Origin of the sequence: Salipiger sp. D13, assembly GCF_003703915.1 — a bacterium.
Lineage (GTDB): Bacteria > Pseudomonadota > Alphaproteobacteria > Rhodobacterales > Rhodobacteraceae > Salipiger > Salipiger profundus.
The window spans coordinates 333,020-358,259 of the sequence record NZ_ML112591.1; the positions used below are offsets into that span (position 1 = coordinate 333,020).

Annotated in this window: 22 protein-coding genes; 11 read left to right on the plus strand and 11 right to left on the minus strand. The window is 68.4% G+C overall.

Features of this window, described 5'->3' with window-relative positions:
• Positions 1-37: 37 nt before the first annotated feature.
• Positions 38-2,092, minus strand: coding sequence for a DNA helicase RecQ (gene recQ, locus D6860_RS05885; protein WP_076622549.1), 2,055 nt, complete (start codon positions 2,090-2,092; stop codon positions 38-40).
• Positions 2,093-2,216: 124 nt separating this feature from the next.
• Positions 2,217-2,501, minus strand: a complete 285-nt coding sequence (locus tag D6860_RS05890) for a YggT family protein (protein WP_017469852.1) — start codon at positions 2,499-2,501, stop codon at positions 2,217-2,219.
• 130 nt (positions 2,502-2,631) lie between these two features.
• Between D6860_RS05890 and D6860_RS05895 the strand changes: the two genes are divergently transcribed.
• The 6 genes from D6860_RS05895 (at position 2,632) to arfB (ending at position 7,828) form a co-directional block, all read left to right on the plus strand.
• Complete coding sequence (locus D6860_RS05895) at positions 2,632-3,165, plus strand: acyl-CoA thioesterase (RefSeq protein WP_076622550.1); 534 nt, start codon at positions 2,632-2,634, stop codon at positions 3,163-3,165.
• Between the two features lie 104 nt (positions 3,166-3,269).
• Positions 3,270-4,616: an MFS transporter gene (locus D6860_RS05900; protein ID WP_076622551.1), complete on the plus strand. Its 1,347-nt coding sequence runs from the start codon at positions 3,270-3,272 to the stop codon at positions 4,614-4,616.
• Entirely contained in the window at positions 4,601-5,524 is a 924-nt protein-coding gene (gene mepA / locus D6860_RS05905) for a penicillin-insensitive murein endopeptidase (protein WP_017468757.1), read from the plus strand. The genes D6860_RS05900 and mepA overlap by 16 nt, the downstream gene beginning before the upstream one ends.
• Positions 5,497-6,411 carry an esterase-like activity of phytase family protein gene (locus tag D6860_RS05910; RefSeq protein WP_076622552.1) on the plus strand — a complete coding sequence of 305 codons (915 nt, stop codon included), beginning with the start codon at positions 5,497-5,499 and terminating at the stop codon, positions 6,409-6,411. The genes mepA and D6860_RS05910 overlap by 28 nt, the downstream gene beginning before the upstream one ends.
• 66 nt (positions 6,412-6,477) lie before the next feature.
• The gene (locus D6860_RS05915; RefSeq protein ID WP_017468215.1) at positions 6,478-7,119 is read left to right on the plus strand and encodes a queuosine precursor transporter; all 642 of its coding nucleotides are present in this window, start codon (positions 6,478-6,480) and stop codon (positions 7,117-7,119) included.
• 286 nt (positions 7,120-7,405) lie between these two features.
• A complete protein-coding gene (arfB, locus tag D6860_RS05920) occupies positions 7,406-7,828 on the plus strand; it encodes an alternative ribosome rescue aminoacyl-tRNA hydrolase ArfB (RefSeq protein WP_076622553.1) in 423 nt (140 codons plus the stop codon).
• 195 nt (positions 7,829-8,023) lie between these two features.
• Here arfB and D6860_RS05925 read toward each other — a convergent pair whose 3' ends face one another.
• On the minus strand, positions 8,024-8,554 hold the full coding sequence (locus tag D6860_RS05925) for an invasion associated locus B family protein (protein WP_179949485.1): 531 nt from the start codon (positions 8,552-8,554) through the stop codon (positions 8,024-8,026).
• A 173-nt stretch (positions 8,555-8,727) separates the two neighbouring features.
• On the opposite strand from D6860_RS05925, the gene D6860_RS05930 reads away from it, so the two are divergent.
• Positions 8,728-9,726 (plus strand): asparaginase, encoded by a 999-nt coding sequence (locus D6860_RS05930; protein WP_076622555.1) that lies wholly within the window; start codon positions 8,728-8,730, stop codon positions 9,724-9,726.
• Positions 9,727-9,801: 75 nt separating this feature from the next.
• Here the strand turns inward: D6860_RS05930 and serB are convergent, their stop codons facing one another.
• From serB to D6860_RS05950, 4 genes are all read right to left on the minus strand, one after another.
• Positions 9,802-10,665 (minus strand): phosphoserine phosphatase SerB, encoded by an 864-nt coding sequence (gene serB, locus D6860_RS05935; RefSeq protein WP_076622556.1) that lies wholly within the window; start codon positions 10,663-10,665, stop codon positions 9,802-9,804.
• Positions 10,666-10,832: 167 nt separating this feature from the next.
• Entirely contained in the window at positions 10,833-12,791 is a 1,959-nt protein-coding gene (locus D6860_RS05940; RefSeq protein WP_076622557.1) for a peptidoglycan -binding protein, read from the minus strand.
• A gap of 3 nt (positions 12,792-12,794) precedes the next feature.
• Entirely contained in the window at positions 12,795-14,006 is a 1,212-nt protein-coding gene (locus tag D6860_RS05945; protein ID WP_076622558.1) for a biopolymer transporter ExbB, read from the minus strand.
• A 54-nt stretch (positions 14,007-14,060) separates the two neighbouring features.
• Positions 14,061-14,603 (minus strand): gamma-glutamylcyclotransferase, encoded by a 543-nt coding sequence (locus D6860_RS05950; protein ID WP_017468976.1) that lies wholly within the window; start codon positions 14,601-14,603, stop codon positions 14,061-14,063.
• A gap of 65 nt (positions 14,604-14,668) precedes the next feature.
• On the opposite strand from D6860_RS05950, the gene D6860_RS05955 reads away from it, so the two are divergent.
• A complete protein-coding gene (locus D6860_RS05955) occupies positions 14,669-15,616 on the plus strand; it encodes a DUF2125 domain-containing protein (protein WP_076622559.1) in 948 nt (315 codons plus the stop codon).
• A 107-nt stretch (positions 15,617-15,723) separates the two neighbouring features.
• The gene (locus D6860_RS05960) at positions 15,724-16,995 is read left to right on the plus strand and encodes an acetylornithine deacetylase/succinyl-diaminopimelate desuccinylase family protein (RefSeq protein WP_076622560.1); all 1,272 of its coding nucleotides are present in this window, start codon (positions 15,724-15,726) and stop codon (positions 16,993-16,995) included.
• A 15-nt stretch (positions 16,996-17,010) separates the two neighbouring features.
• On the opposite strand, the gene panC is transcribed toward D6860_RS05960, so the two are convergent.
• Positions 17,011-17,856 (minus strand): pantoate--beta-alanine ligase, encoded by an 846-nt coding sequence (gene panC / locus D6860_RS05965; RefSeq protein ID WP_093411790.1) that lies wholly within the window; start codon positions 17,854-17,856, stop codon positions 17,011-17,013.
• Positions 17,850-18,683 carry a 3-methyl-2-oxobutanoate hydroxymethyltransferase gene (gene panB / locus D6860_RS05970; protein ID WP_076622562.1) on the minus strand — a complete coding sequence of 278 codons (834 nt, stop codon included), beginning with the start codon at positions 18,681-18,683 and terminating at the stop codon, positions 17,850-17,852. Before panB ends, panC begins: the two co-directional genes overlap by 7 nt.
• 144 nt (positions 18,684-18,827) lie before the next feature.
• Here panB and D6860_RS05975 point away from each other — a divergent pair, with 144 nt between their 5' ends.
• Complete coding sequence (locus D6860_RS05975; protein WP_076622563.1) at positions 18,828-20,306, plus strand: ABC transporter substrate-binding protein; 1,479 nt, start codon at positions 18,828-18,830, stop codon at positions 20,304-20,306.
• 24 nt (positions 20,307-20,330) lie between these two features.
• Here the strand turns inward: D6860_RS05975 and D6860_RS05980 are convergent, their stop codons facing one another.
• Entirely contained in the window at positions 20,331-20,906 is a 576-nt protein-coding gene (locus D6860_RS05980; RefSeq protein ID WP_076622564.1) for a YqgE/AlgH family protein, read from the minus strand.
• Positions 20,907-21,057: 151 nt separating this feature from the next.
• Here D6860_RS05980 and D6860_RS05985 point away from each other — a divergent pair, with 151 nt between their 5' ends.
• A complete protein-coding gene (locus tag D6860_RS05985; RefSeq protein ID WP_076622565.1) occupies positions 21,058-21,849 on the plus strand; it encodes a protein-disulfide reductase DsbD domain-containing protein in 792 nt (263 codons plus the stop codon).
• On the opposite strand, the gene D6860_RS05990 is transcribed toward D6860_RS05985, so the two are convergent.
• Positions 21,850-25,239: an efflux RND transporter permease subunit gene (locus tag D6860_RS05990; RefSeq protein ID WP_093411792.1), complete on the minus strand. Its 3,390-nt coding sequence runs from the start codon at positions 25,237-25,239 to the stop codon at positions 21,850-21,852.
• Position 25,240: the final 1 nt, after the last annotated feature.

The following is a 25,240-nucleotide window of genomic DNA, read 5'->3' on the forward strand; positions in this document are numbered from 1 at the left end:
TCTCAGGCATTCGACCGTGCGAACACCCATGCCCGATCTAGTCCGCCTGTCCGAGAACGTCCAGAAAGGCGCGGCCGAACCGCTCGAAACGGCGCTCGTCGAGCAGCCGCTCGAGATCCTGTGGCCGGTCGGGCGAGATCTGTGCCACCTTGGCAAGCTGCGAGGCCGAGCAGGACAGCGGCTTCTCGGTACCGTCAACGCCCCGCGCAAGATCCGCCTGCACCGCCATCAGCCGGTCGTAGACATCGCCCGCGCCGCGCCCGGCGAGCCTGCGCCGCGAGGGGTGCATCTCTTCGGTGGCGCCGGTGATGACCGAAAGGAACTCGGCGCCATAGCGTTCGAGCTTCTTCGCTCCGACACCGCTGATGCGGGCCATGGCGTCGAGGCTATCGGGACGGGTCTCGGCCATCTCGATCAGCGTGCGGTCGGGAAAGATCATGTAGGCGGGCAGCGAGGCCGTCTCGGCCAGCGCCCGGCGCTTGGCCTTGAGCGCGGACATCAGCGGCGCGTCTTCCTCGTTGACCAGCGTCTTGACCGCCGGGCGGCGCTCGGCGGCGCGGTCGATCACGTCGCGGCGCAGGCGGATGCTGTCCTCGCCCTTGAGGATCGGCAACGCGCGGTCGGTCATCACCAGCGCGCCGTGGCGCTCGGGGTCGGGCCGCACGAGGTCGTGCCCCATCATTTGCCGGAACACCGCCTGCCACTGGCCCTTCTTGAGGTCGCGGCCGACACCGAAGGTGGGCAACCTGTCGTGGCCGCGCTGGCGCACCTTGTCGGTCTCGTTGCCGGTGAGAATGTCGATCAGGTGGCCCATGCCGAAGTTCTCGCCCGTGCGCAGCGCCGCCGACAGCGCCTTGCGCACCGCCTCGGTGCCGTCGAAGACCTCGGGCGGGCTGTCGCAGAGATCGCAGTTGCCGCAGGGCTCCGCCTCTTCGCCGAAGTAGCGCAGGAGCTGCTGGCGCCGACATCCCAGCGCCTCGGCAAGACCGAGCAGCGCGTTGAGCCGGCCGTGGTCGGCGGCGCGGCGTTCGGGCGGCGCCATCCCCTCGTCGATCTGGGCGCGGCGCAGGCGGATGTCATCGGCGCCGTAAAGCGTGAGCGTTTCGGCCGGCGCGCCGTCGCGGCCGGCGCGGCCGATCTCCTGGTAATAGGCCTCGATCGACTTGGGCAGGTCGGCGTGGGCGACCCAGCGGATGTCGGGCTTGTCGACCCCCATCCCGAAGGCAACGGTGGCCACCACGATCAGCCCGTCCTCGGTGGCGAAGCGCTCCTCGACGTGGCGGCGGTCGTCCGGGTCCATGCCGCCATGGTAGAAACAGGCGCTGTGCCCGTCCTCGCGCAGGGCGCGGGCAAGGCTCTCGGTCTTGGCCCGGGTGCCGCAGTAGACGATGCCCGACCGGCCCTTGCGGGCGGCAGCGAAGCGCAGGATCTGCGCGCGCGGGCTGTCCTTGGGACGAAAGGCGAAATGGATGTTCGGCCGGTCGAAGCCGCGCAGGAAGCTCTGCGGCGTCTCGCCGTCGAACAGGCGCTGGACGATCTCGTCCTGCGTTTCCTGGTCGGCGGTGGCGGTGAAGGCCGCAAGCGGCACCCCGAGACTGCGGCGCAGCTCGCCGATGCGCAGGTAGTCGGGGCGGAAATCATGCCCCCACTGGCTGACGCAATGCGCCTCGTCGACGGCGATGAGGCCGACCCCCGCCTGGCTCAACATCCGCTGCGCCCCGCCCGAGGCCAACCGTTCCGGCGCGAGGTAGAGCAGCTTGAGCGTGCCCTCCGAGAGCATGTCCCAGACCGCGTCGGTCTCTTCCTGGGTGTTGCCCGAGGTCAGCGCCCCGGCCGCGACCCCGGCTTCGCGCAGCGCGCGGACCTGGTCACGCATGAGTGCGATGAGCGGCGAGATCACCACCGTCACGCCGCCGCGCATCAGCGCCGGCAGCTGGTAGCACAGCGACTTGCCGCCGCCGGTGGGCATGATCGCGAGGACATTCTCGCCCTGCGCCACGGCCTCGACGATCTCGCCCTGGCCGGGGCGGAAGGCGTCGAAGCCGAAAACCTCTCTCAGCAGCGCCTCACCGGGCACATGATCGCGGGGCATGGGATTTCCTGCGGATTATCGCTAGATCTGCTCTATTCCGCACAGTCTCATACTAAGAATTGGTGAACAAGTCCGCCCGTGGCGGAATCTCACCCACATCTCGTGCCGGTGCGGAGCCCGTCCGTCAGCCGAACAGAAGCGTCGGCAGGATATAGTCGCGCAGCGAAATCACGATGATGAACACCACCAGCGGCGCAAGGTCCAGCGGGTGCGTGTCGGGCAGGATGCGGCGGATCGGGGTGTAAATCGGCTCGAGCAGGCGGTTGAGGCCCGACCAGATCTGCGCCACCAGCGGCTGCCGCAGGTTCAGCACGTTGAAGCTGATGAGCCAGCTCATGATGATGTGCACGATCATGATGAAGAAGATCACGTCGAGGATCAGCTTCAGCGGTCCGTAGATTGCCATCATGTGCCGGTCTTTCCTTCCATATAACCGCGCCTACAGGTAGGCATCCCCGCGCCCGGGCACAAGAGTGCCGTGAGGTCGTGGTTGACGTTGCGGCGCGGAGTTGGCTCGTAAGCGCAAACCTGGAGGCCCCATGTATCCGTTCATCCGCATGACCAAGGAACTCTGGCGCGCGCGCAGCCAGCCGCGCCTCGCCCTCGGCGAGACGCATGTGTCGCATCACGTCTGCTGGCCGTGGGATCTCGATCTCTGGAAGGAGCTCAACAACGGGCGCACGCTCACGCTCTACGATCTCGGGCGGCTGCCGCTGGCGCAGCGCTCGGGGCTCATAGACGTGCTGAAGCGCGAGCGCTGGGGGCTGACGATGGCCGGCGTCTGCGTGCGCTACCGGCGGCGGGTGAGGCTGATGGAACGGGTGGAGATGCGGTCGCGCCTGATCGGCTGGGACCGCCGCTTCCTCTATATCGAACAGTCGATGTGGAAGGCCGGCGGGGAGTGCGCCAACCAGGCGGTCTACCGCGGCGCGGTGACCGACCGGAACGGCATCGTCACCACCGACCGGATCATGGCCGCGATGGGCCACGAGGCGACCTCGCCCGAGTTGCCGGAATGGGTGCGCCTCTGGCTCGAAGCCGAGGACGCCCGCCCCTGGCCGCCGCAGATGTGACGCAGGGTGGGCAATATTGCCCACCCTGCCGCATTTCCGACGTTCCGGCCTTGCCGGGTCGCCGCCCGGGCTGTTCTATCGCCGCGCGGCATTTGGGGGACGGCATGGCACGGGTATCGCGCAGACGCATCTGGGGATGGTTCTTCTTCGACTGGGCCAGCCAGCCCTACAACACCCTGCTGCTCACCTTCATCTTCGCGCCCTACGTCAAGGAGCTGATGGGCGACGGCAGTGCCGCGCAGGCCGCCTGGGGCTTCGGCATCGCCGCCGCCGGCATCGCCATTGCCCTGCTCGCCCCGATACTCGGCGCGCTGGCGGATACCGGTGGCAACCGGCTGCGCTGGATCTGGGGGTTCTCGGCGCTCTACGTCACGGGCGCGGCGATGTTGTGGTTCGCCGCGCCCGGCGATTTCAACCTGCTCGCGACGCTGTTCTTCTTCGCCATCGGCCTCGTCGGGATGGAGTTCGCCACGATCTTCACCAACGCGATGCTGCCCGACCTCGGCCCGCGCGACCAGATCGGACGGATCTCGGGCAACGGCTGGGCCTTCGGCTATGTCGGCGGGCTGATCTCGCTGGTGCTGATGCTGGGCTTCTTCGCCGAGAGCGCCACGACCGGCACCACCTTTCTCGGCCTGCCCCCGGCGTTCGGACTGGACCCGGCGATGCGCGAGGGCACGCGCTTCGTCGGTCCGCTGACCGCGATCTGGTACGTGGTCTTCATGGTGCCCTTCTTCCTCTGGGTCCGTGACCCGCGCAGCCAGCCGAGCCCGCCCGGCGCGGTGAAACGCGCGCTCACCGACCTGCGCGGGACGCTCAAGCGTCTGCCGCGCACGCCGTCGCTCTTCGCCTTCCTCGCCTCGTCGATGTTCTACCGCGACGCGCTCAACGGCATGTATGCCTTCGGCGGCATCTACGCGGCGGGCGTGCTGGGCTGGTCGGTGGTCGACACCGGCGTCTTCGGCATCATCGCGATCATTTCAGGCGCGCTGTTCGCCTGGCTCGGCGGCAAGGCCGACGCGCGCTTCGGCCCGAAGCCTGTCATCACCGTCTGCATCCTCGTGCTGACCGCCGTCGGCATCGGCATCGTCTCGGTCGACCGCACGGCGCTGTTCGGCATCCCGCTGGCCGAGGGCTCGCGGATCCCCGACTATGCCTTCTGGCTCTTCGGCGCGATCATCGGTGCCGCAGGGGGCGTGATCCAGGCCGCCTCGCGCACCATGATGTGCACACAAGCCAACCCCAAGCGCATCACCGAGGCCTTCGGCCTTTACGCGCTGTCGGGCAAGGCGACCTCGTTCCTTGCACCGCTGCTCATCGGGGTCGCCACCGCGGTAAGCGGAAGCCAACGCATCGGAGTCTCGCCGGTGATCTTTCTCTTTCTTCTCGGACTCCTTCTGCTACGCTGGGTGCAACCAGACGGAGATCGAGCAGAATGTTCCGCACCCTGACCGCCCTTGCCGTCACCGCGACCCTGCTCGCGGGCTGCGGCGGCGAACGTCCAGAAAAGAACACCACCACCGAGGCCGACCTGCCCCGCGTCACCGGCGTGTTGTCCACCAAGAGCGCCAAGCAGCTCTTCGGCGCCGAAAGCGCCGGCTCGCCGCAGAGTTCCGCGCCCTACGGCAGCTATGCCAAGGGCTGTCTTGCCGGCGCGGCGCAGCTTCCCGAAACCGGCCCGACGTGGCAGGCAATGCGCCTGTCGCGCAACCGCAACTGGGGCCACCCCGAGCTGATCGATTTCGTCGAGGACCTGTCGCGCAAGGCGGCCCGCCAGCCGGGCTGGAACGGACTCTACGTCGGCGACTTGAGCCAGCCGCGCGGCGGACCGATGCTTACCGGCCACCGCAGCCACCAGATCGGGCTGGACGCCGACATATGGATGCGCCCGGCCGACGATCTCCGCATGAGCCGCGGTGCGCGCGAAGAGATTTCCTCGATCTCAATGCGCCGCTCGTCCGGGGCCTACACCAACAACAACTGGACCCGCGCCCACCACGAGATCCTCAAGGCCGCCGCGCAGGACCCGCGCGTCGCCCGGATCTTCGTGTTCCCCGGCGCCAAGGTGCAGATGTGCAACGACGAGTCCGGCGACCGCGCCTGGCTGCGCAAGATCCGGCCGTGGTGGGGGCATCACTACCATTTCCACGTCCGGCTCAACTGCCCCGACGGAGCGCGCGGCTGCGTGAACCAGGATCCGCCGCCGCCGGGCGACGGCTGCGCCGCCGCGCAGGACTGGGTGAACAACATCCTCAACCCGCCGCCGCCCGATCCGAACGCACCGCCGCCGAAACCCCGGCGTGAACTCACCATGGGAGACCTTCCGGCCCAATGCGCATCCGTACTCGCAGCGCAGTAAGCGCGCTGCTGGCCGGATGCCTCGCGCTCGCCGCTGCGGCCAGCAGCGGCGATGAGGCCCGGTATTCCGGCAGTTACACCTGGCGGTGGGACGATCCGCTGTTCGGCGGCTTCTCGGGGCTCGAGATATCGGCCGACGGTCGCCGGTTCACCGCGATCAGCGACCGCTCGGCGATCGTCTCGGGCCGCATCCTGCGCGAGAACGGGCAGATCACCGGGATCGAGGCCGACGAGATCACCCGGCTGCGCAACCCCGATGGCGAGGTGCCCACGACCGCCGGCGGCGATTCCGAGGGGCTCGCGATTCGCGACGACGGGCGCATCTACGTATCCTACGAGGGCAAGGGCCGGGTCTGGACCTTCGTCACGCTCGAGCAGGCTGCCTGGCTCCCGCGCGCCGAGGGCTTCAGCTCGCTGCAGCCCAACTCCGGGCTAGAGGCGCTGGCCATCGACGGACGCGGTCGTCTCTACACGCTGCCGGAACGCTCCGGCGAGCTGACCCAGCCGTTCCCCGTCTGGCGCTACGACGCGAACGGCTGGACGCAGCCTTTCGACATTCCCCGCCGGGGCGGGTTCCTGGCGGTCGGAGCCGACATCGGCCCCGACGGCCGCTTCTACCTGCTCGAACGGGTGTTCACCGGCTACGCCTTCCGCAGCCGGGTGCGCCGCTTCGACATGACCGAGACCGCGCTCACCAACGAGGTGACGCTCTTCGAAAGCCCGATCCTGCGGCACGACAACCTCGAAGGGCTCGCCGTGTGGCGCGATGACAGCGGCGCGATCCGGCTCACGATGATCTCGGACGACAACTTCAACCTGCTCCAGCGCACCGAGCTGGTCGAATACGCGGTGCCGGAAACGCTTGCGTCACCCTCCGACAAGCCGTAAGGGACCGCGTCTGCCGAGCCACGGCAGGCCAAGTCCCCGCAACCTTGTCAAAACGGGTCACAGAACATGACGCGCAAACATCTTCCCGGCATTCTTGCCATGGCCGCCACCGTGCTGGCCTCGAACATCCTCGTGCAGTTCCTCTTCGGCCAGTGGCTGACCTGGGGGGCCTTCACCTACCCCATCGCCTTTCTCGTCACCGACCTGATGAACCGCCTCTACGGCGCGCCCGCCGCGCGCAAGGTGGTCTTCGCCGGCTTTCTCGTGGGTGTCGTCTGCTCGCTGATCGGCACGCAGATCATGCTCGAAGGCGACGGCTACACCTACCCGGCGGTCACGCTGCGGGTGGCGATCGGCTCGGGCCTCGCCTTCCTGACGGCGCAACTGGTCGACGTCGCCATCTTCGACCGACTGCGCCAGGGCCGCTGGTGGCGCGCCCCGCTCGCCTCGACGCTCGTGGGCAGCGCGCTCGACACCGCGATCTTCTTCACCATCGCCTTCTCGGGCGCCCTGAGCGTCATCGAGCCCTCCAATGACGTGAGCTGGGCCAACGAGACGCTGCCGCTTCTGGGCGTGGGTCCGGTGGTACCGCTTTGGGTGTCGCTCGGCGTCGCGGACTGGCTGGTGAAGCTCGCTCTCGCGGTCGTCGCTCTCATTCCGTTCCGGCTGATCGTTTCGAAGGCACTCGCACAGCGCGCCGTCGCGTAAGCCAAGAAAACGTTTTGAGAAAGCGCGGTTCCATGCCACGCTGAACTTGCGTTTTTCAACAGCTGAAAGGAGGTGATCCAGTGTCTAGAGTCACATTGGAGAGAGGTGTCGGAACAGTTCGGAGGATTGCGCGCTAGAGCAGCCTCTGGCGCAAGGAAATCCGAATTGGTTTTGCCTAACCGGCACGCCTCCTTGACGTCTCGAATGGGTCGCCCCACAGGCAGGGCGGCCCATTTCCGTTTCCGGCCGCGTTTCCATGGCCGGTGTTTTGCCCTAGATCAGGCCCATGCTTAAGATCAACGACCGCATCAGCATCGAGGACTGGGAGATCACCGAGCAGTTCATCCGCGCCTCGGGACCCGGCGGGCAGAACGTGAACAAGGTCTCCTCGGCGGTGGAATTGCGCTTCGAGGCCGACCGCTCGCCGAACCTGCCGGCGTCGGTCAAGACCCGCCTGCGCAAGATCGCGGGCCGCCGCTGGACCAAGGACGGGGCGCTGGTGCTTCAGGTCGACGAGACCCGCAGCCAGGCCCGCAACCGCGAGATCGCGCGCGACCGGCTGGCGGACCTGATCCGGAAGGCCACGGAAAAGCCGAAACGCCGCATCCCCACCAAGCCGACGCTCGGCTCGAAGCGCCGCAGACTGGCCTCGAAGAAGGCACGCGGCGAGGTCAAGGCGCTGCGCGGCAAGGTGGACCCAAGCAACTGAACACGCGAATCGCCGGCACCGCGGAGACGCAGCAGCATGTCCGGTGTTAAGCCCGGCATCCGCCGCGGCTGGGGCGGCAGAGGCGAAAGGGCTTTCGAGAAAAGCTGAACGACGCGCTGCCGCCGTAGGGTGGGTTTTCAACCCACCGCACCCCCGCGCGAGCCCTCCCGCGCGGATGGCGAGACTTTCCCGGCCTCAGCTCGAGCAGCGTGTCTCGGCGTCTTCCACTGCAGCAGTGAACCCGAGGAGCGAGAAGGTATCCTTGGTCTGCGTCCCGCGCGAGGATCGCGCGGTCAGCACCGCATCGGCACCACGCTTCATCGCCGCGATGATCTTGGCATCATCCTCGGGCGTGGCCGGCCAGGCCCATTCGCCCTCCGCGTAGAGCTCGAACTCGGACCCGCCGATGTCCACCTCGACGGTCGAGCCGCCCGCGAAGGGATAACCGCCGGTAAAGGCCACCTGGCCCGACACGTCCGCACCGGGGCGGAAGAACACCATCAGCAGGATGTCGCCGCGCCGGACCGACACAACGCGCCCGTCCTTGGTGTTCACGCTTTCCTTGTAGGTCGTCACCGCCCAGCATTCGCGCGGGTCGTTGCCCTCGAAAACCGACCAGTCGGTGATCGCGTTCACGCGATTCTGGCTCTCTTCCTGTGCCACGACGCCCGTCGCGGCGAGCGCCAGCATTGCTCCGCCCAGAACCCCACCGAGAATTGACTTCATACCTTGCAGCCTCCAGCTGTCTTTTCGCCTCGGTCCCTGCTGTCGTCACCCGAGTCTTCCGGCGTGGCGCAGGCACCCCCGTTTTCTACTCGACGCGGCGAGGATAGACTGAAAAACCTCTGACCATAAAGCCCTGGTGGGCAATATATCGCCGAGTTGTGAAGGAGCCCCGCATGTCCCCCTCCCCTGCCCCGATGGTCGAGGTCCACCGTGGCCCGATCGCCGAGAGTCTGCACAGCGGTCACGCGGTGATCTGCGATGCGCGCGGCGATATCCTGCAATCCTGGGGGGACCCGAACGCGGTGATTCTGCCCCGCAGCTCCGCCAAGATGATCCAGGCGCTGCCGCTGGTAGCCTCCGGCGCCGCCGCCGCGCAGGGCCTGGGCACCGAGCGGCTGGCGCTGGCCTGCGCCTCGCACCAGGGTGCGCCGTTGCACGTGTCGGCAGTGAACGCCTGGCTCGCCGACCTCGGCCTCGGTGACGAGGACCTGCTCTGCGGACCGGAGCCCTCGCGCGACAAGGATCTGCGTTTCGAGATGATCCGCGACGGCCGGATGCCCTGCCAGGTGCACAACAACTGCTCGGGCAAGCACGCGGGCTTCCTGACGCTGTCGCGCCACCTCGGCGCGGGCCCCGACTACGTCGACCCTGACCACCCGGTGCAGCGCGCCGTGCGCGACGCCTTCGAGACGGTGACCGACCGCGAAAGCCCCGGCTTCGGCATCGACGGCTGCTCGGCGCCGAACTTCGCGACCACGATGCAGGGCATGGCCCGGGCAATGGCGTGGTTCGCCAACGCCCACACCGGCGGCGACGCGCTCTCACGTGCCGGGGCGGCACTCACCGAAGCGATGATCGCCCACCCGGCCCATGTCGCCGGCGAAGGCCGCGCCTGCACCCACCTGATGCGCGCGGCGACCGAGCCGGTCGCGATCAAGACCGGCGCCGAGGGTTACTTCGTGGCGATCCTGCCGAAGCGCGGCCAGGGCATCGCGCTCAAGATCACCGACGGCGCCACCCGCGCCTCCGACTGCGCCATCGCCGCACTGCTGGTGAAGCTCGGCGTGCTCGATCCTGGCCACCCGGACGTTAAGCGCTCGCTCAACCCCGAGATCCGCAACCGTCGCGGGCTGCGCACCGGAGAGATCAGGCCTGCGCCGAGCTTCCCCTGAGCTTCTTCTGGCCGCAAATATCCCGGGGAGCGCGAGGGGCTGGCCCCTCGCCCGTCTCCGCACGCCCAGCCGCGTTCAGGCGAACTCTCCCTTCGCGTAGCCCTGCAGGTAGAGCAACGCCGTGAGATCGCCGTGGTTCACCCGCAGGTCGCATTCCGCCTGCACCGAGGGTTTCGCGTGCAGTGCCACGCCGAGCCCTGCGCGCCCCAGCATCCCGAGATCGTTGGCCCCGTCACCCACGGCAATCGCATCGGCCTCCGTGATGCCGAGCCGCGCGGTGATCTCCTCCAGCGCCTGCACCTTGGCAGCCCTCCCGAGGATCGGCCGTGCCACCTCCCCGGTCAGACGCCCGCCATCGATCAGCAGCGTGTTGGCACGGTTCTCGTCGAAGCCCACCAGTTCGGCCACCCGGGCGGTGAAGGCGGTGAAGCCACCGGACACGAGCACCGTGTAGGCGCCCTGCGCCTTCATCGTCGCAACCAGCGCGCGTCCGCCCGGCATCAGCGAGATCCGGTCCTCGAGCACCTTGGCGATGACCGTCTCCGGCAGGTCCCGCAGCAGCGCCACGCGCTCGGTCAGCGCACCTTCGAAATCAAGCTCGCCATTCATCGCGCGGGCGGTGATGTCGCGGACGTGGTCCCCCACGCCGGCCTCTTCAGCCAGCTCGTCGATGCACTCCTGCTGGATCATCGTCGAATCCATGTCGGCCAACAGCATCTTCTTCCGCCGCCCCTCGACCGGGACGAGGTTCAGGTCCGCCTGGTCGGCCACCGCGCCACGAAGTTCCTCGAGATTGGCAGGCGCCGCGTCGAGCGGAAATTCCGCGGCCTCGCCCTGCGCCAGCCAGACCGCTTCGCCACCGCCCATGGCATTGCGCAATGACGAGACGAGCGAAGGGTCGAGCGACCCCGGTCTTGCGATGAGCGACACGATGAACATGGGCGCGACCTCCTGAAATTCCTCGCCGCGCTTCTGGCACGGCCCGGGCGGATTGACCAGCCCGGCACGAAGGTGCCTGCTCCCCGCCCGCACCCAAGATTTTTCGGACGAAAAATCTTCGACAGAGAAAAATTCGGACGAATTTTTCTCCGGACCGGCTCCGACCGTCAGCGCTCGGTGAGCTTCAGTTCGATCCGGCGGTTCTGCGCCCGTGCCTCCGCCGTATCGTCGGGGTTGACGGGCTGGTATTCCCCGAACCCGTTTGCCGACAAACGGTCCGGCGGCATGCCCATCTGCTCGACGAGGTAGCGCACCACCGACAGCGCCCGCGCCTGGCTGAGCTCCCAGTTGTCGGCGAAGCGCGCACCGGAGCGCAGCGGAGTGTCGTCGGTATGGCCATCCACCCGCAGGATCCAGTCGATGCCCTCGGGGATGTCGTCCATCACGTTGCGCAGGATCCCGGCGATCTTCGAGATCTCGCGCGTGCCCGCGGGCGACAGGGTTGCCTCCCCCGGCGCGAAAAGCACCTCCGAAGAGAACACGAAGCGATCGCCCTCGATCCTGATGCCCTCCTGATCGCCGATGATGTCGCGCAGCCGGCCGAAGAACTCCGAGCGGTACCGTGCGAGATCCTCGGCCTCGGCCTCGAGCCGCTTCCGCTCGTCTTCTTCAAGCTGCCGGCGCCGCCGCTCCTCGGCGGCAACGCGCGCCAGCGCGGCGTTCAGTTTCGAGCCGAGGTTCTGGATCTGAATCTGCGCCTCCGCGTCCTGCGTCTTCGCCTCGTCGAGCAGCCCCTGCAACTGCGACAGCTGGTTGCGCAGCGCCGAGACCTGCTGGTTGAGAACCTCCGTCTGGCGCTCGGCCCGCGAGGCGCGCGTCTCGGTCTCGTTCAGCTCGGCGCGCGCGCCTGCCAGAAGCGCCGCCTGGCGTTCGGCCTCGGACATCCGCTCCCCCGCCTCGATCTCCGCCGCCTTCTGCGCGGCGAGCGCAGCGGCAAGCTGATCCCGCAGGTTCTCGGCCGAGCCTTCGGCGTCGCTCTGTCCCGCAAGGGCCGCCGCGAGCCGCTCGCGCAGCGAGGAGGCGGTCTGCTCGGCCTCCTGCCGCGCCGACTGCGCCGCGGCAAGCCGGTCCTCCAGCGAGGCCGCGTCGGAGGCCTGCCGGTCTGCCGCATCCTCTGCCGCCTCGGCACGCGACCGGGCCTGCGCGAGCGCATCCTCGGTCTCCTGCCGGGCCAGCAAGGCTGCCGCGAGGCGCGCGTCCAGGTCGTCTTCGGCGGCCCGCGCCGCGGCAAGCAAGGTGAGCGTCTCCTCGGCCTTCTTGCGCTGCTCCTCGAGCGCCATGCTCATCGCCGTCAGCTCGCTGTCGGCGTTCTCGAGGCGGGCGCGCAGCGCCCGGGCGGCCTCTGCCTCGGCCAGCCGTTGTGCTTCTTCCTCGCTGAGCGCCGCCTGCAAATCATCGACCTGCGACGACAGCCCGCCGATCTGCGTCTCGCGTTCCTCTGCCTGCGTCCTCAGGTCCTCGACCAGCGCCTCAAGGGCCTCGCGGCGGGCAGCGGCGAGACGGGCGGTCTCGGCCTGAGCATCCATCTCCTCGCGGGCCGAGGCCAGCGCGAGATCCAATGCATCGCGCTCGGACAGCACCGCGTCGCGCGCCGCCTCCAGCTCATCCCGTGCGGCGGCCAGATCGGCCACCTCGTCGCGCGCCTCGTCCCGCTGCGCGAGCAGCGCAGCGACCCGATCCTCGAAGCCCGCGATCCGGTCCCGCGCCGCGGACAGTTCCTCGGCCTGCCGGTCACGGGTGGCGGTCAGCGAGGTGATGATGCTCTGCTGCTCGGCCAGTCGCGTTTCGGCGTCGTCGAGCGTCGTCTCGAGCTCTCCGAGCTGGGTGCTCAGCGCGGTATTGCGGCGCTCCTGCAGGCCCAGCGCCGACGAGAGTTCCGCGATCTCCGACGACAGCCGGTCGAGCTGGCTTTCCTGCCCGGTGATCGTGTCGCGCAGCACCGACTGGATGACCATGAAGATGGTCAGCACGAACATCAGCACGAGCAGAAGCCCGGTCATCGCATCGACGAAGCCGGGCCAGATGTTGGCCTGGAAGCGTGCCCCGGTGCGTCGCGACAGCGACATGGATCAGGCCCCGCCCTTGCCGGGTCCGCCCTCGGCCGGACGGATCACGCGCGGCGCAGCGGCGCGACCGCCGATCTTGGTCAGCGTGCGGTTCAGGGCGGCGAGATCGGTGCGCAGTTCCGCCATGCTTTCCTGCCGCCCGGCCGAGACCTCTTCGAGCAGGCGCAGGATCTGCACGTCGATCGAGCGCAGCCGCATGCGGCTCTCGGCATCGAAGCCCTCGGCGGTCTCGCGGTCGGCGAGCACCTCGGCGAGCCGCTCCTGGCCCTCGGCGATGCGGGCCAGCGACTTGGCCGAGGGCGCCGTCGCCTCGAGCCGCTCGGTCATCCGCTCGACGGAATCCGCAAGCTGGCCAAGCCGGGCGTCGACCTCGTTCTGCCCCTCCTGCGCGCGCGAGAACATCAGCGTCAGCCGTTCCATCTGGTCGGTCATCTGGTCGAGAACCTGCGCGACGACGCCGGTCTCGCCGCCGCCTTCGCCCTCACCGCTCGAGAAGCTGAGCTTGGTGATCGAGCTGAGCCATTCCTCGAGCTCGCGGTAGAACCGGTTTTGCCCGTGTCCCGCGAAGAGCTCGAGCAGGCCGACGATGAGCGAACCCGCAAGCCCCAGCAGCGACGAGGCAAAGGCCACGCCCATGCCGCCGAGCTGCCCCTCGAGCCCGGACATCAGCCGCGAGAAGACGTCCATGTTGCTCTCGCCCTCGGCGGGCGCAAGGCTGCGGATGGTGTCCACCAGCGCGGGCACGGTCGTCGCGAGCCCGTAGAAGGTGCCGAGCAGGCCGAGAAAGATCAGCAGCGAGACGATGTAGCGGGTGATCTCGCGCGCCTCGTCGATCCGGGTGGCGACGGAATCGAGGATCGACCGGGTCGAGGTCGTGGTGATCTGCAGCCGCCGGTCGCGACGACGCAGGAGCGATGCGAGCGGCGCCAGCAGTCGCGGCGGCTGGGCGCCCGCGTCACGGTCGGCGAGGAAGGTCTCGATCCAGCGCACCGACTGGATGAGCTGCGCCACCTGCAGGAAGCAGGCGACGACGCCCAGCACGAAGACGAAGGCGATGAAGCCGTTCAGCCAAGGATTGGCCTGGAACACCGGCAGAACGCGCGGCAGCGCGATGAAGCCTCCGGCGCCGCACAGGCCGAGCACCACCAGCATCATCGCGATCTGGCGAAACGGCTGGCTGAAATGGGCCTCTGCCTCGAAGTCGGGCTTTTGCATCTGGGCTCCCGGCGGGGTTGGTCTCATTGGGCCGACCCTATTGCGGGCTCGGGGTCAAGCCAAGCCGTGATCCACGAGCTGGCGCACGCGATCCCTCAACCAGTGCAGTTCCGCATCGGGTATGCCCAGTTCGTCGAGATGTGCAGCCGTATTGAACAGATATTCGGTGTTCGGTCCGCGCCCGCCGACCGCATGGGCGATAATCTGCGCCTGCTCCTCGAGCGGCATGCCGCCGCAATACTGCACGTGGTCGGCGTCGATCACGTAGGTCACAGCCTCGACCCGGCGGCCGTCGCGAAGGTCGACCGGAAGCACCTTCTCGATGTAGGCCGCCGAAACCAATTCGCGCTCGCGCAGGTAGGCGAGCGTCGCGTCCTCGGTCCCCGGTGCGGCGCGCAGCACGACCCCTTCGCAGATCGCGCCCGGCTGTTCATCGAGCGCCAGCACCAGCCCGGGCGTCTCGACCGAGCCCCTGTGGTGGATCGAGCGCATGCAGAAGCTGCGGTGATAGTCCGGAAGGCTCGCGTGGGCGTCCTCCGCCACCTCGAAGCCGGGGTTCCACAGAAGCGAGCCGTAGCCGAAGACCCAGAGAGACATGTGTTTTCCTTTCACCTCACGCGCTGTAAACACCATCGCGCCGAGCCATGAAAGGGGCCCCTCAGATGAAACGCCTGGCAATCCTGATAATCGTGGCCGCGCTGGCCTGGTCCGGCTACTGGGCCTTTTCCGCATGGGCGCAGCGCCGCGCCATCGAGAGCTGGGCCGAGGCGCGCCGGGCCGACGGCTGGGAAGTGGTCTGGGACGACCTGTCGATCCGCGGTTTCCCGAACCGGCTCGACACCACCTTTACCGGCCTCCTGCTCGCCGACCCCGAGACCGACACGATCTGGGAAGCGCCGATGCTGCAGGTGCTGCAGGTGGTCTACAACCGCGACCACGTGATCGTCGCCTTCCCCGACAGCCAGACCGTCAGCCACGAGGGGGCCCGCTACGAGATCGCCTCGGACGGGCTGCGGGCGAGCCTCGTGCGCGACGGCGCGCTGCTGGTGCGCGCCAATGCCGAGGCGGAGGTTCTCAACATCTCGGGCGAGGCGCCGCTCGCGCTGTCCGACCTGACCGCCGCCATCTCCCGCGCCGACGCCGAGGCGAACCGCTACCGCATCGCGGTGAACGCCGAGGGCATCGCAACCGGCGCCTCGGCCTCTTCCGGCACGCAGGACGGGCTGCGGCTCGACACCACGCTGACGCTGAACGCGCCGCTGCGGCTCGAGGACTACGCCGAGGCCCGCCCACGGCGGATCGAGATCGACCGCGCCGAGCTCGACATGAACGCGCTCAAGATGGCTGCAACGGGGGAAGTCGACGTGCTGGACAGCGGCCACCTCGACGGCCAGCTGTCGCTGCGGGTGCAGAACCTCTCCGAGGCGCTGGCGGCGGAGCGCGACGCCGGACGGCTGCCGCCCGAGGTGCTGTCGATCGTCGAGGGCGCGGCGCAGCTGCTGTCGGGGCTTTCGGGGCGCGAGGACAGCATCGATGTGACGTTCGAATTCCGGGACCGCAAGACCTGGCTCGGCTTCCTGCCCCTGGGCGAGGCCCCCCGGCTGCGCTGAGTCAAAGAAAATTCGTCCGAATTTTCTTCCCGCAAGATTTTTCGGACGAAAAATCTTCGAAAGCGAGACCGCTTGCGCGCCGCGCCGAACCGGGGAACAGTGCGGCCATGACCGAGCTTTCCCGACGCATCGCGGCGAAGCGCGACGATCTCGTGGCGCTGACGCAGGACCTGATCCGCATTCCCACGCTCAACCCGCCGGGAGAGCATTACCGCGCCATCTGCGAACTGCTGCACGACCGGCTCGCCGCACGCGGTTTCACCTGCGAGATGGTCCGCGCCGAGGGCGCGCCGGGCGACAGCGACCGCTACCCGCGCTGGAACCTCGTGGCCCGCCGCGAGGGCTCGCGCCCCGGCGACTGCGTGCATTTCAACAGCCATCACGACGTGGTCGAGGTCGGCCACGGCTGGACCCGAGACCCGTTCGGCGGCGCGCTCGAGGGCGACCGCATCTACGGCCGTGGCGCCTGCGACATGAAGGGCGGGCTCGCGGCCTCGGTCATCGCGGCGGAGGCGTTTCTCGAAGAACATGCCGATTTCGCCGGTGCCATCGAGATCAGCGCCACCGCCGACGAGGAATCCGGCGGCTACGGCGGGGTCGCCTACCTGGCCGAGAAGGGCTGGTTCGACCCGGCCCGGGTGCAGCACGTCATCATTCCCGAGCCGCTCGACAAGGACCGCATCTGCCTTGGCCACCGGGGCGGCTGGTGGGCCGAGATCGAGACCAAGGGCGAGATCGCGCATGGCTCCATGCCGTTTCTCGGGGATTGCGCGGTGCGCCACATGGGAGCGGTGCTCGCCGCCTTCGAGGAGCGGCTTTTTCCGGCCATGGCGGCGCGGCACACGGCGATGCCGGTGGTGCCCGAGGGCGCGCGGCAGTCGACCATGAACATCAACTCGATCCACGGCGGCCAGCCCGAGCAGCCGGCCGATTTCGACGGTCTGCCGGCGCATTGCGTGCCCGACAGCTGCCGCATCGTGATCGACCGGCGCTTTCTGGTGGAAGAGACGGTAGAGGGCGTGCGCGACGAGGTGATCGCGCTGCTCGACGACCTCAAGGCGCGGCGCGAGACCTTCGACTACGAAATCCGCGAGCTGAACCGGGTGATCCCCTCTATGACCTCCCGCGAAGCGCCCGTGGTCACCACCGTGACCGAGGCCATCCGCGCCGAGCTCGGGGTCGAGGCGACCTATGTCGCCTCGCCGGGCAGCTACGATCAGAAGCACATCGACCGGATCGGCAAGCTGAAGAACTGCATCGCCTACGGGCCGGGCATCCTCGAACTGGCACACAAGCCCGACGAATGGGTCGGCGTGACCGACATGCTCGACAGCGCCCGCGTGATGGGGCGCAGCCTCGAGACCCTGCTGTTGCGCTGAGACGCGGCCCCGGCCCTATCCCACCGGAATGTTGTCGATGAGCCGCACGCCGCCGATCCATGCCGCGGCGAGCAGCCGGGCCGGGCGGTCCGGGGTCTCGAGCGGTGCAAGCCCCCTGGCCGCGCGCAGCTCGAGGTATTCGACCCGCTCGAACCCCGCCGCGAGGATCTCGGCCTCGGCCCCGGCCCGCAACGAATCGAGCGCCCCTCCCTCGACAAGCCCCTCGGCCATCTCCCGCATCGCGCGGCTGAGCGCCGGCGCGGCGGCCCGTGCCTCGGGCGGCAGCAGCACGTTGCGCGAGCTGAGCGCCAGCCCGTCGGCCTCGCGCACCGTCGGACAGCCGATCACCTCGACGGGAATGTCGAGGTCCGCTGCCATCCGGGTCACCACCTGCAACTGCTGGTAGTCTTTCTCGCCGAAATAGGCGCGGTCGGCACCGGTCTGGAGGAAGAGCTTCGAGACCACCGTCGTCACGCCGTCGAAATGCCCCGGCCGGTGCGCGCCACAGAGCCCCTCGGTCAGGCGGGTGACCGAGACCGTGGTCGCGAAACCCTCGGGGTAGATCTGGTCGGGCGTGGGGGCGTAGACCACGTCGACCGCGTAGGGCGCGAGCTTGGCCGCGTCCTGTTCCTCGGTGCGCGGGTAGTTCTCGAGATCCGAGGCGCTGTTGAACTGCTTCGGGTTGACGAAGATCGTCACGATCACCCGGTCGCAGCCGGCGCAGGCCGCTTCGACGAGGCTCAGGTGCCCGTCATGCAGCGCCCCCATGGTGGGCACCACGCCAACCACCTCGCCCGCCCGTTTCCAGCCGGAGACTTGCGCCCGAAGCGCCGCCTTGTCGCGCAGGATCTCGGTCATGATGTCTGTCCCGGCACGGTATCCGCGAAGACATGCTCGGCGGCGGGGAAGCGCCGCTCGCGCACCTCGCGGGCGTATTCGGCGATGGCCGCCTCGGCCTCCTCCCCGAGCGTCGCGTAGCGCTTGACGAACTTCGGCTTGAAGGCGGTGAACAGACCCAGCATGTCGTCGACGACAAGGATCTGCCCGTCACAGCCCGCAGACGCGCCGATGCCTATGGTCGGGATCGGCAGTTCCGATGTCACTCGGTCGGCCAGCCCCTGCGGCACCTTTTCGAGCACCACCGCAAAGGCGCCGGCCTCGGCCACCGCCCGCGCGTCAGCCATGAGCCGGTCTCCGGCCGCGCCGCGGCCCTGCACCTTGTAGCCGCCCAGCGTGTTGATCGACTGCGGCGTGAGCCCGATGTGGGCCATCACCGGAATGCCCCGCGCCACGAGAAAGCCGATGGTCTCGGCCATCGCGACCCCGCCCTCGAGCTTCACCGCGCCGGCGCCGGTCTCGGCCATCAGCCGCGCAGCGTTGCGGAACGCCTGCTGCGGACCTTCCTCGTAGGAGCCAAAGGGCATGTCGACGACCATCATCGCCCGGGTGAGACCGCGTTTCACCGCCTGCCCGTGCAGGATCATCATCTCCATGGTCACGCCCAGAGTCGACGGCAGACCGTGCAGCACCATGCCGACGGAATCCCCGACAAGGACGAAATCGCAATGCGCGTCGATCATCTGGGCCATGGGCGTGGTGTAGGCGGTCAGGCTGACCAGCGGCGCACCGCCCTTGCGGGCGCGGATGTCATCCGGCAGCGGCGCGGTCTTGCGCGCGGTAGCGCTCATAGGCTTGTCCTCCTCCTCGGAACGGCTGGCGCCATCTACCAGCCCGGGCCGGTCAGTTCCAGTCCGCAGGCGCTTGCACCGCCGGCCAAATCGCGCACACTTCCCCCGTCACCAGCCCGCCCCACCGCAACGGAGTGCCCCCTCATGTCCCGCATCCTTCCCGGCCTCGCCGCGCTCGCGCTCTGCGCGCAGGCCTCGGCCGCCGTCGCCCAGCAGACCGACCTGACCATCGCGCTGCAGCTCGAACCGCCGCATCTCGACCCGACCTCGGCGGCCGCCGGCGCCATCGACAGCGTGCTCTATGCCAATGTCTTCGAAGGGCTCACCCGGTTCACCGAAACAGGCGAGATCGTCCCCGGCTTGGCCGAAAGCTGGGACATCTCCGAGGACGGCACCGCGTATACCTTCCATCTGCGCGAGGGGGTCACCTTTCACGACGGCACGGCGATGGACGCCGAAGACGTGAAGTTCAGCCTCGACCGCGCCCGTGGCGAGGACAGCCAGAACGCACAGAAGGCGCTCTTCGAGGGGATCGCGTCGGTCGAGGTCGTCGACCCGCAAACCGTCAGGGTGACGCTGGGCGCGCCCGACGGCAGCTTCCTGTTCAACATGGCGTGGGGTGATGCGGTGATCGTCGCGCCCGAGAGCATCGGCGAGATCAAGCAGCACCCGGTCGGCACCGGCCCCTTCGCCTTCGACCGCTGGATGACCGGCGACCGGATCGAGCTCGACCGCTACGCCGACTACTGGGGCGAGGCCCCGGCGCTGAGCGACGTGACCTTCCGCTTCATCTCGGACCCGACGGCGGCCTATGCCGCGATGATGGCGCAGGACATCGACGCCTTCGCGGGCTTCCCCGCCCCCGAGAACCTGCCGATGTTCGAGGCCGACGCGCGTTTCAAGGTGATCGTCGGCTCGACCGAGGGCGAGACGATCCTCGCCATGAACAACAAGGAAGGGCCGCTTTCCGAAAAGCTGGTGCGCGAGGCCATTGCCCATGCCATCGACCGGCAGGCGATCATCGACGGCGCCATGTTCGGGCTCGGCACCCCCATCGGCACCCATTTCGCGCCGCACAATCCCGACTACGTCGACCTGACCGACCTGTCCCCGCACGATCCCGAGAAGGCAAAGACCCTGCTTGCCGACGCGGGCTACCCCGACGGGTTCACCACGACGCTCAAGCTGCCGCCGCCCTCCTACGCGCGTCGCGGTGGCGAGATCATCGCGGCACAGCTGCGCGAGGTCGGCATCGACACCGAGATCACCAACCTAGAATGGGCGCAGTGGCTGGAAGAGGTCTTTCGCGGCAAGGACTTCGGCCTGACCATCGTGTCGCATACCGAGCCGATGGATATCGGCATCTACGCCCGCCCCGACTACTACTTCCAGTATGACAACCCGGAGCTGCAGGAGCTCATGGCGACGCTGTCGAAGACCACCGACCCGGCGCAGCGTTCGGAGCTTCTGAAGCAGGCGCAGACCACGATCGCCGAGGATTACGTCAACGGCTACCTGTTCCAGCTCGCCTTTCCCACCGTGGCCGACGCGCGGCTCGAAGGGCTCTGGGAGAACCAGCCGACGCAGGCCACCGACCTGACAGGCGTGCACTGGACCGAGTGAAGAAAAGGGCCGCGGGCGGCGTGTTCAGGCGCTGCCGCCCTCGGCCGACAACAGGTGCGCGGGAATGCCCATCGAGTTCAGCGCGGCTTCCCACTTGCCGAGGTCGGGCGTCTCGAACACGAGATCCGGCGTCGCGTCGCAGACCAGCCAGCCGTTCTGCGTCAGCTCGGCCTCGAGCTGGCCGGGACCCCACCCCGCGTACCCGAGCATTGCCAGCCAATGCGCCGGGCCCTCGCCGCGGGCGATGGTCTCGAGCACGTCGAGCGTGCCGGTCATGCTGAAACGCGGATCGACCTGAAGCGTGGTCAGCCCCGACATGTAGTCGGGCGAATGCAGCACGAAACCGCGCCCCATCTCGACCGGACCGCCGAAATGCACGTGCTTGAGATCGAGCCCCGGCTCTGCCGTGATCGAGAGCTGGTCGAGCAATGCTGCCATCGTCACGTCGCCCGAGGGCTTGTTGATGATGAGCCCCATCGCGCCCTCGTCGGAATGCGCGCACATGTAGACGACCGAGTGCTCGAATCGGGGATCGCCCATGCCCGGCATGGCGATCAGAAGCTTGCCCGTGAGATCGGTTGCGCCGTTGGCGGTGTCCATCATGCTCAGCTTTCTGCGCGAAGGTGTGGTTCGAACATGGCCCCCGGATGAGGGCGGTGCAAGGGAAGAGCTGCAACACTCGGGAAGGATGACAAGGGTATCGCCGCAATGTGACTTGGCATTTCAGAGGTGACCCGCCATCTCTTCTGGCATGTTCAGACGCTTCGCCCTTTCCCTCGCCACCTGTCTCGCGCTCGCTCATACCGCCCTTGCCGAGGTTCCGGTGGAGGCTGAACTGAGGCCCGGCTGGCGCCTGCCGAACGGCGACCACATGGCCGCGCTGCACCTCTCGCTCGCGCCGGGATGGAAGACCTACTGGCGCGCGCCGGGCGACGCCGGCATCCCGCCGATGTTCGACTGGAAGGGTTCGCGCAACCTGCGCCGGATCGACGTTTTGTGGCCGACGCCCACGGTGTTCTGGCAATCCGGGATGCGTTCGGTCGGCTACAAGCACGACCTCGTGCTGCCGCTGCGCATCACCCCCGACGCGGGCGGTCCGATCAGCCTCAGGACCGAGATGCAGCTTGGACTGTGCAACGATGTCTGCCTGCCCCACACGCTGGAGATCAACGCGACCCTGCCCTCGGGCGGGTCGACGCCGGACCCGATGATCGCCTCGGCCCTCGCCTCGGCGCCGTTCACCGAACGCGAGGCCTCGGTGCAAGGGGTGCGCTGCTCGATCCGGCCGATCAAGGACGGCATCGCGCTCACCGCCGAGATCGACATGCCCTCGGCGGGCGGCAACGAGCAGACGGTGATCGAAAGCGGTCAGCCCTCGGTCTGGTCGTCCGAGCCGCGCAGCGAACGCCGGGGCCGCACGCTGGTTACCGAAAGCCGCCTGATGCACATGGAGGGCAAGCCCTTCATGCTCGACCGCTCGAAGGTGCGCATCACCGTGCTGGGCAGCGACCACGCCGTCGACATTCGCGGCTGCGACAGCTGATCAGGCCGCCCGGCCCCTGCGGCCGAGCCCGAGGATCAACGACGCCAGCACCCAGATCACGACCACGCCCAGCGCCGCACCGGCAATGAACAGCAGCAGGGCCGCCGTCAGCGGCGGCAACGCCGCAAGGCCCGGCAGCACGAAGGCCGGCAGCAACTCTCCGGTCGCCGCGACATATCCCATCGTCGCGCCCAGCCAGCCCAGAATCACCGCCAGCGCCGCCACCATCAGCGCCCGCACCCGGCCGTGGCGGAAGCGGAGGCCCCGCCGGAAGGCGCCGACGCGGCGCCCGATGTCGTGCTGCACCGCGATCAGCGCGGGAACCACCATCAGCACCAGCACCATGCCGAAGCCCAGCCCGTAGACCAGCGTGATGACGGTGGGCTTCAGGAACTGCGCGTCCTGCGAGCGCTCGTAGAGCAGCGGCGCGAGGCCAAGCACCGTGGTCGCGGTGGTCAGGAACACCGGCCTCAGACGATCCGCAGCGCCGTCGATGATCGCATCGAAGATGCCCCGGTCCGAGGCGTATTCGTCGATCTGGGTCACCAGCACGATCGAATCGTTGATGATGATGCCGGTCATGCCGAGCAGGCCGACCACGGTGAACATCGACAGCGGCACGTCCCAGAGCGCGTGCCCGTAGATCGTGCCGACAAGGCCGAAGGGAATGATCGACATCACCACCAGCGGCCGGGTCCAGCTGGCGAAGACCCATGCCAGCGTCAGGTAGATCCCCAGCAACACGAGGATCAGCCCGTTGCGGGCGTCGGTGAGAAAGTCGCTCTCCTGCTCGGACAGGCCCGACATGCGCCAGTCGACCTGCCGCTCGGCAGCGATCTTCGGCAGGATCTCGTCCTGCAGTGCCTGCATGATCTCCGAGGCGCGCTCGGGGCTGTCCTCGGAGATGTCGCCGGTGACCGAGATCAGCCGCAGCCCGTTCTCGCGGCGCACGGTGGCAAAGCCGGTGTCGCGGGTGACGCTGACGATATCGGCGAGCGGCACGTATTCCCCGTCGGGGGTGCGCATCTGCATCCGCTCGAGGAAATCCGCCGTCAGCTCGGTTTCGGGCAGTTCCACCCGGATCGCCGCCGAGCGCGGGCCCTCCGGGTAGGTCGCCGCCTCGATCCCGCCCAGCCGGTGCCGCAGCACCGTGCCCAGCGCGTCGATGGTGAACCCCAGCGCCTTGCCCTGCGGCGTCAGCTCGAGCACCAGCTCTTCCTTGTCGTAGGACAGGCTGTCCTCGACCGCCGAGACCTCGGGGAAGCGCAGCACGGCGGTCTTCAGGTCCTCGGCAGCGGCCTTGAGCGTATCGGCGGTGGCGCCGTAGAACTGCACGTCGAGCGCATCGCCCCCCGGCCCCGAGCGCCAGCCCCGGAAGCTGATCGTCTCGACCATCGGGTGGCGCTCGGCGCGTTCCTGCAACTCGCCGACGAAGGCAAAGCTGGAATAGGGCCGCAGGTCTGCGTCGATGAGTTCGATCGAGATGGCCCCGAGCTGGTCGGCGTCCTTGCTCTCGGTCCCCGACAGGCCGCGCCCGGCGTTGCCGCCGATCTCGGCGATGACGTAGTCGAGCGGGTTGCGGCCGTAGCGTTCCTCGTATTCGCGGCCCAGCGCCTCGGTGGTTTCCTGCAGCCGGCGCATCTGGGCGATCGTGTCGGCACGGGTGGCGCCCGGCACCATCGCGAAGTTGCCGGTGACCGACGACCGCTCCGGACCGTTGAAGAAGCGCCACTGCACGTCGCCCTCGATGAACAGCGCCGCCTGGCTCGCCAGCGCCACGACCGCGCCGGCCAGGACCACGTAGCGGGCGGTGATGACGCCGGCCATGAAGGGGCGGAACAGCCGCTCGCGCACCCAGCGGAAGCCGCGGTTCACCATGCGCGACGGAAGATCGTACCAATGCGCCTTCTGCGAGGCGGCAATGGCATGCGACATGTGGTTCGGCAGGATCAGAAAGCATTCCACGAGGCTCGCGATCAGCACCACGATCACCGTGAAGGGGATGTCCGAGATCATGTCGCCGAACCGGCCACCGATGATGGTGAGGCCGAAGAAGGCGATGACCGTGGTCAGCGTCGACGAGAACACCGGCAGCGCCATGCGCTTCGCCGCCGTTTCCGAGGCTTCGACCGGGGTCAGCCCGTGGCGTGACATGTGGTCGGCGTGTTCGCCCACGACGATGGCGTCGTCGACCACGATGCCCAGCGTGATGATCAGCGCGAAGAGCGAGATCATGTTGAGCGTCAGCCCCGACACATACATCAGCGCCAGCGCCGCGAGCATCGCGGTCGGGATGCCCGCCGCGACCCAGATCGCGGTGCGGGCGTTGAGAAAGAGGAACAGCAGCACGACCACGAGCAACAGTCCCGTCGCGCCGTTGTCGAGCAGGATGTTGAGCCGCCCGGTGATCGCCTCGGCGCGGGTGCGGATGAGATCGACGCGGGTGCCCTCGGGCAACGCCGCCTGGAATTCGCGGGCCACGTCCTCGACCGTGTGCTGGATCTCGATGGCGTCGCCCTGTGCCGAGCGGTCCACGCGCACCGAGATCGCCGGGTCGTCACCGACGAAATAAGTCCGCTCGCGGTCGATCCCCTCGCGCCGGACGTTGGCCACGTCGCCGACCGTCAGCTTGGTGCCGTCGCGGTCCGAGCGCAGCACGATGGCCGATATGTCCTCGGCGCTGCGCTTCTCGATGCCGGTGCGCACCCGGGCGTTGGCCCCGGTCACGTCGCCGGCCGGGCTGGCATCGACTTCGCCGGCGATGGCGGTGGCAATCTCCTGCATGGTCACGTCGAAGGCGATGAGGTTGCGCGACGGCACCTCGACGATCACCTGCGGCGCGGCGAGGCCACGGATCGTGGTCTGCGTCACGCCCTCGGCAAAGAGCCGCACGACGAATTCATCGGCGAAACGGCCCAGCTGCGCGACCGCCACCGGCCCGGTGATGACCACGTCGGTTACCCGGTCGCGCCAGCCGCCGCTGCGGATCACCGGGTCGTCGGCCTCTTCGGGCAGTTCGCTGATGCTGTCGACCGCCGCCTCGACATCGTCGACGGCCTTCATCATGTCGTAGCCGGGCTCGAATTCCAGGTCGATGCTGGCGCTGCCCTCGGTCGAGCGGCTTTCCGAGTTCACCACCCCCTCGACCGCCAGCAGCGTCGGTTCGAGCACCTGCACGATGCCGGAGTCCACGTCCTCCGGACCGGCGCCGTCCCAGCGCACCGAGACGCTGACGTCATCGTCGATCACGTCCGGAAAGAACTGCGCGCGCATGTTGGGCGCGGCCAGAAGACCGGCGGCAAGCAGGATGACCAAAAGCAGGTTCGCCACCGTCGGGTGGCGGGTGAAATAGCTGAGGATGCCGCCAGCCTGTCCGGGGATCTGGCGCATG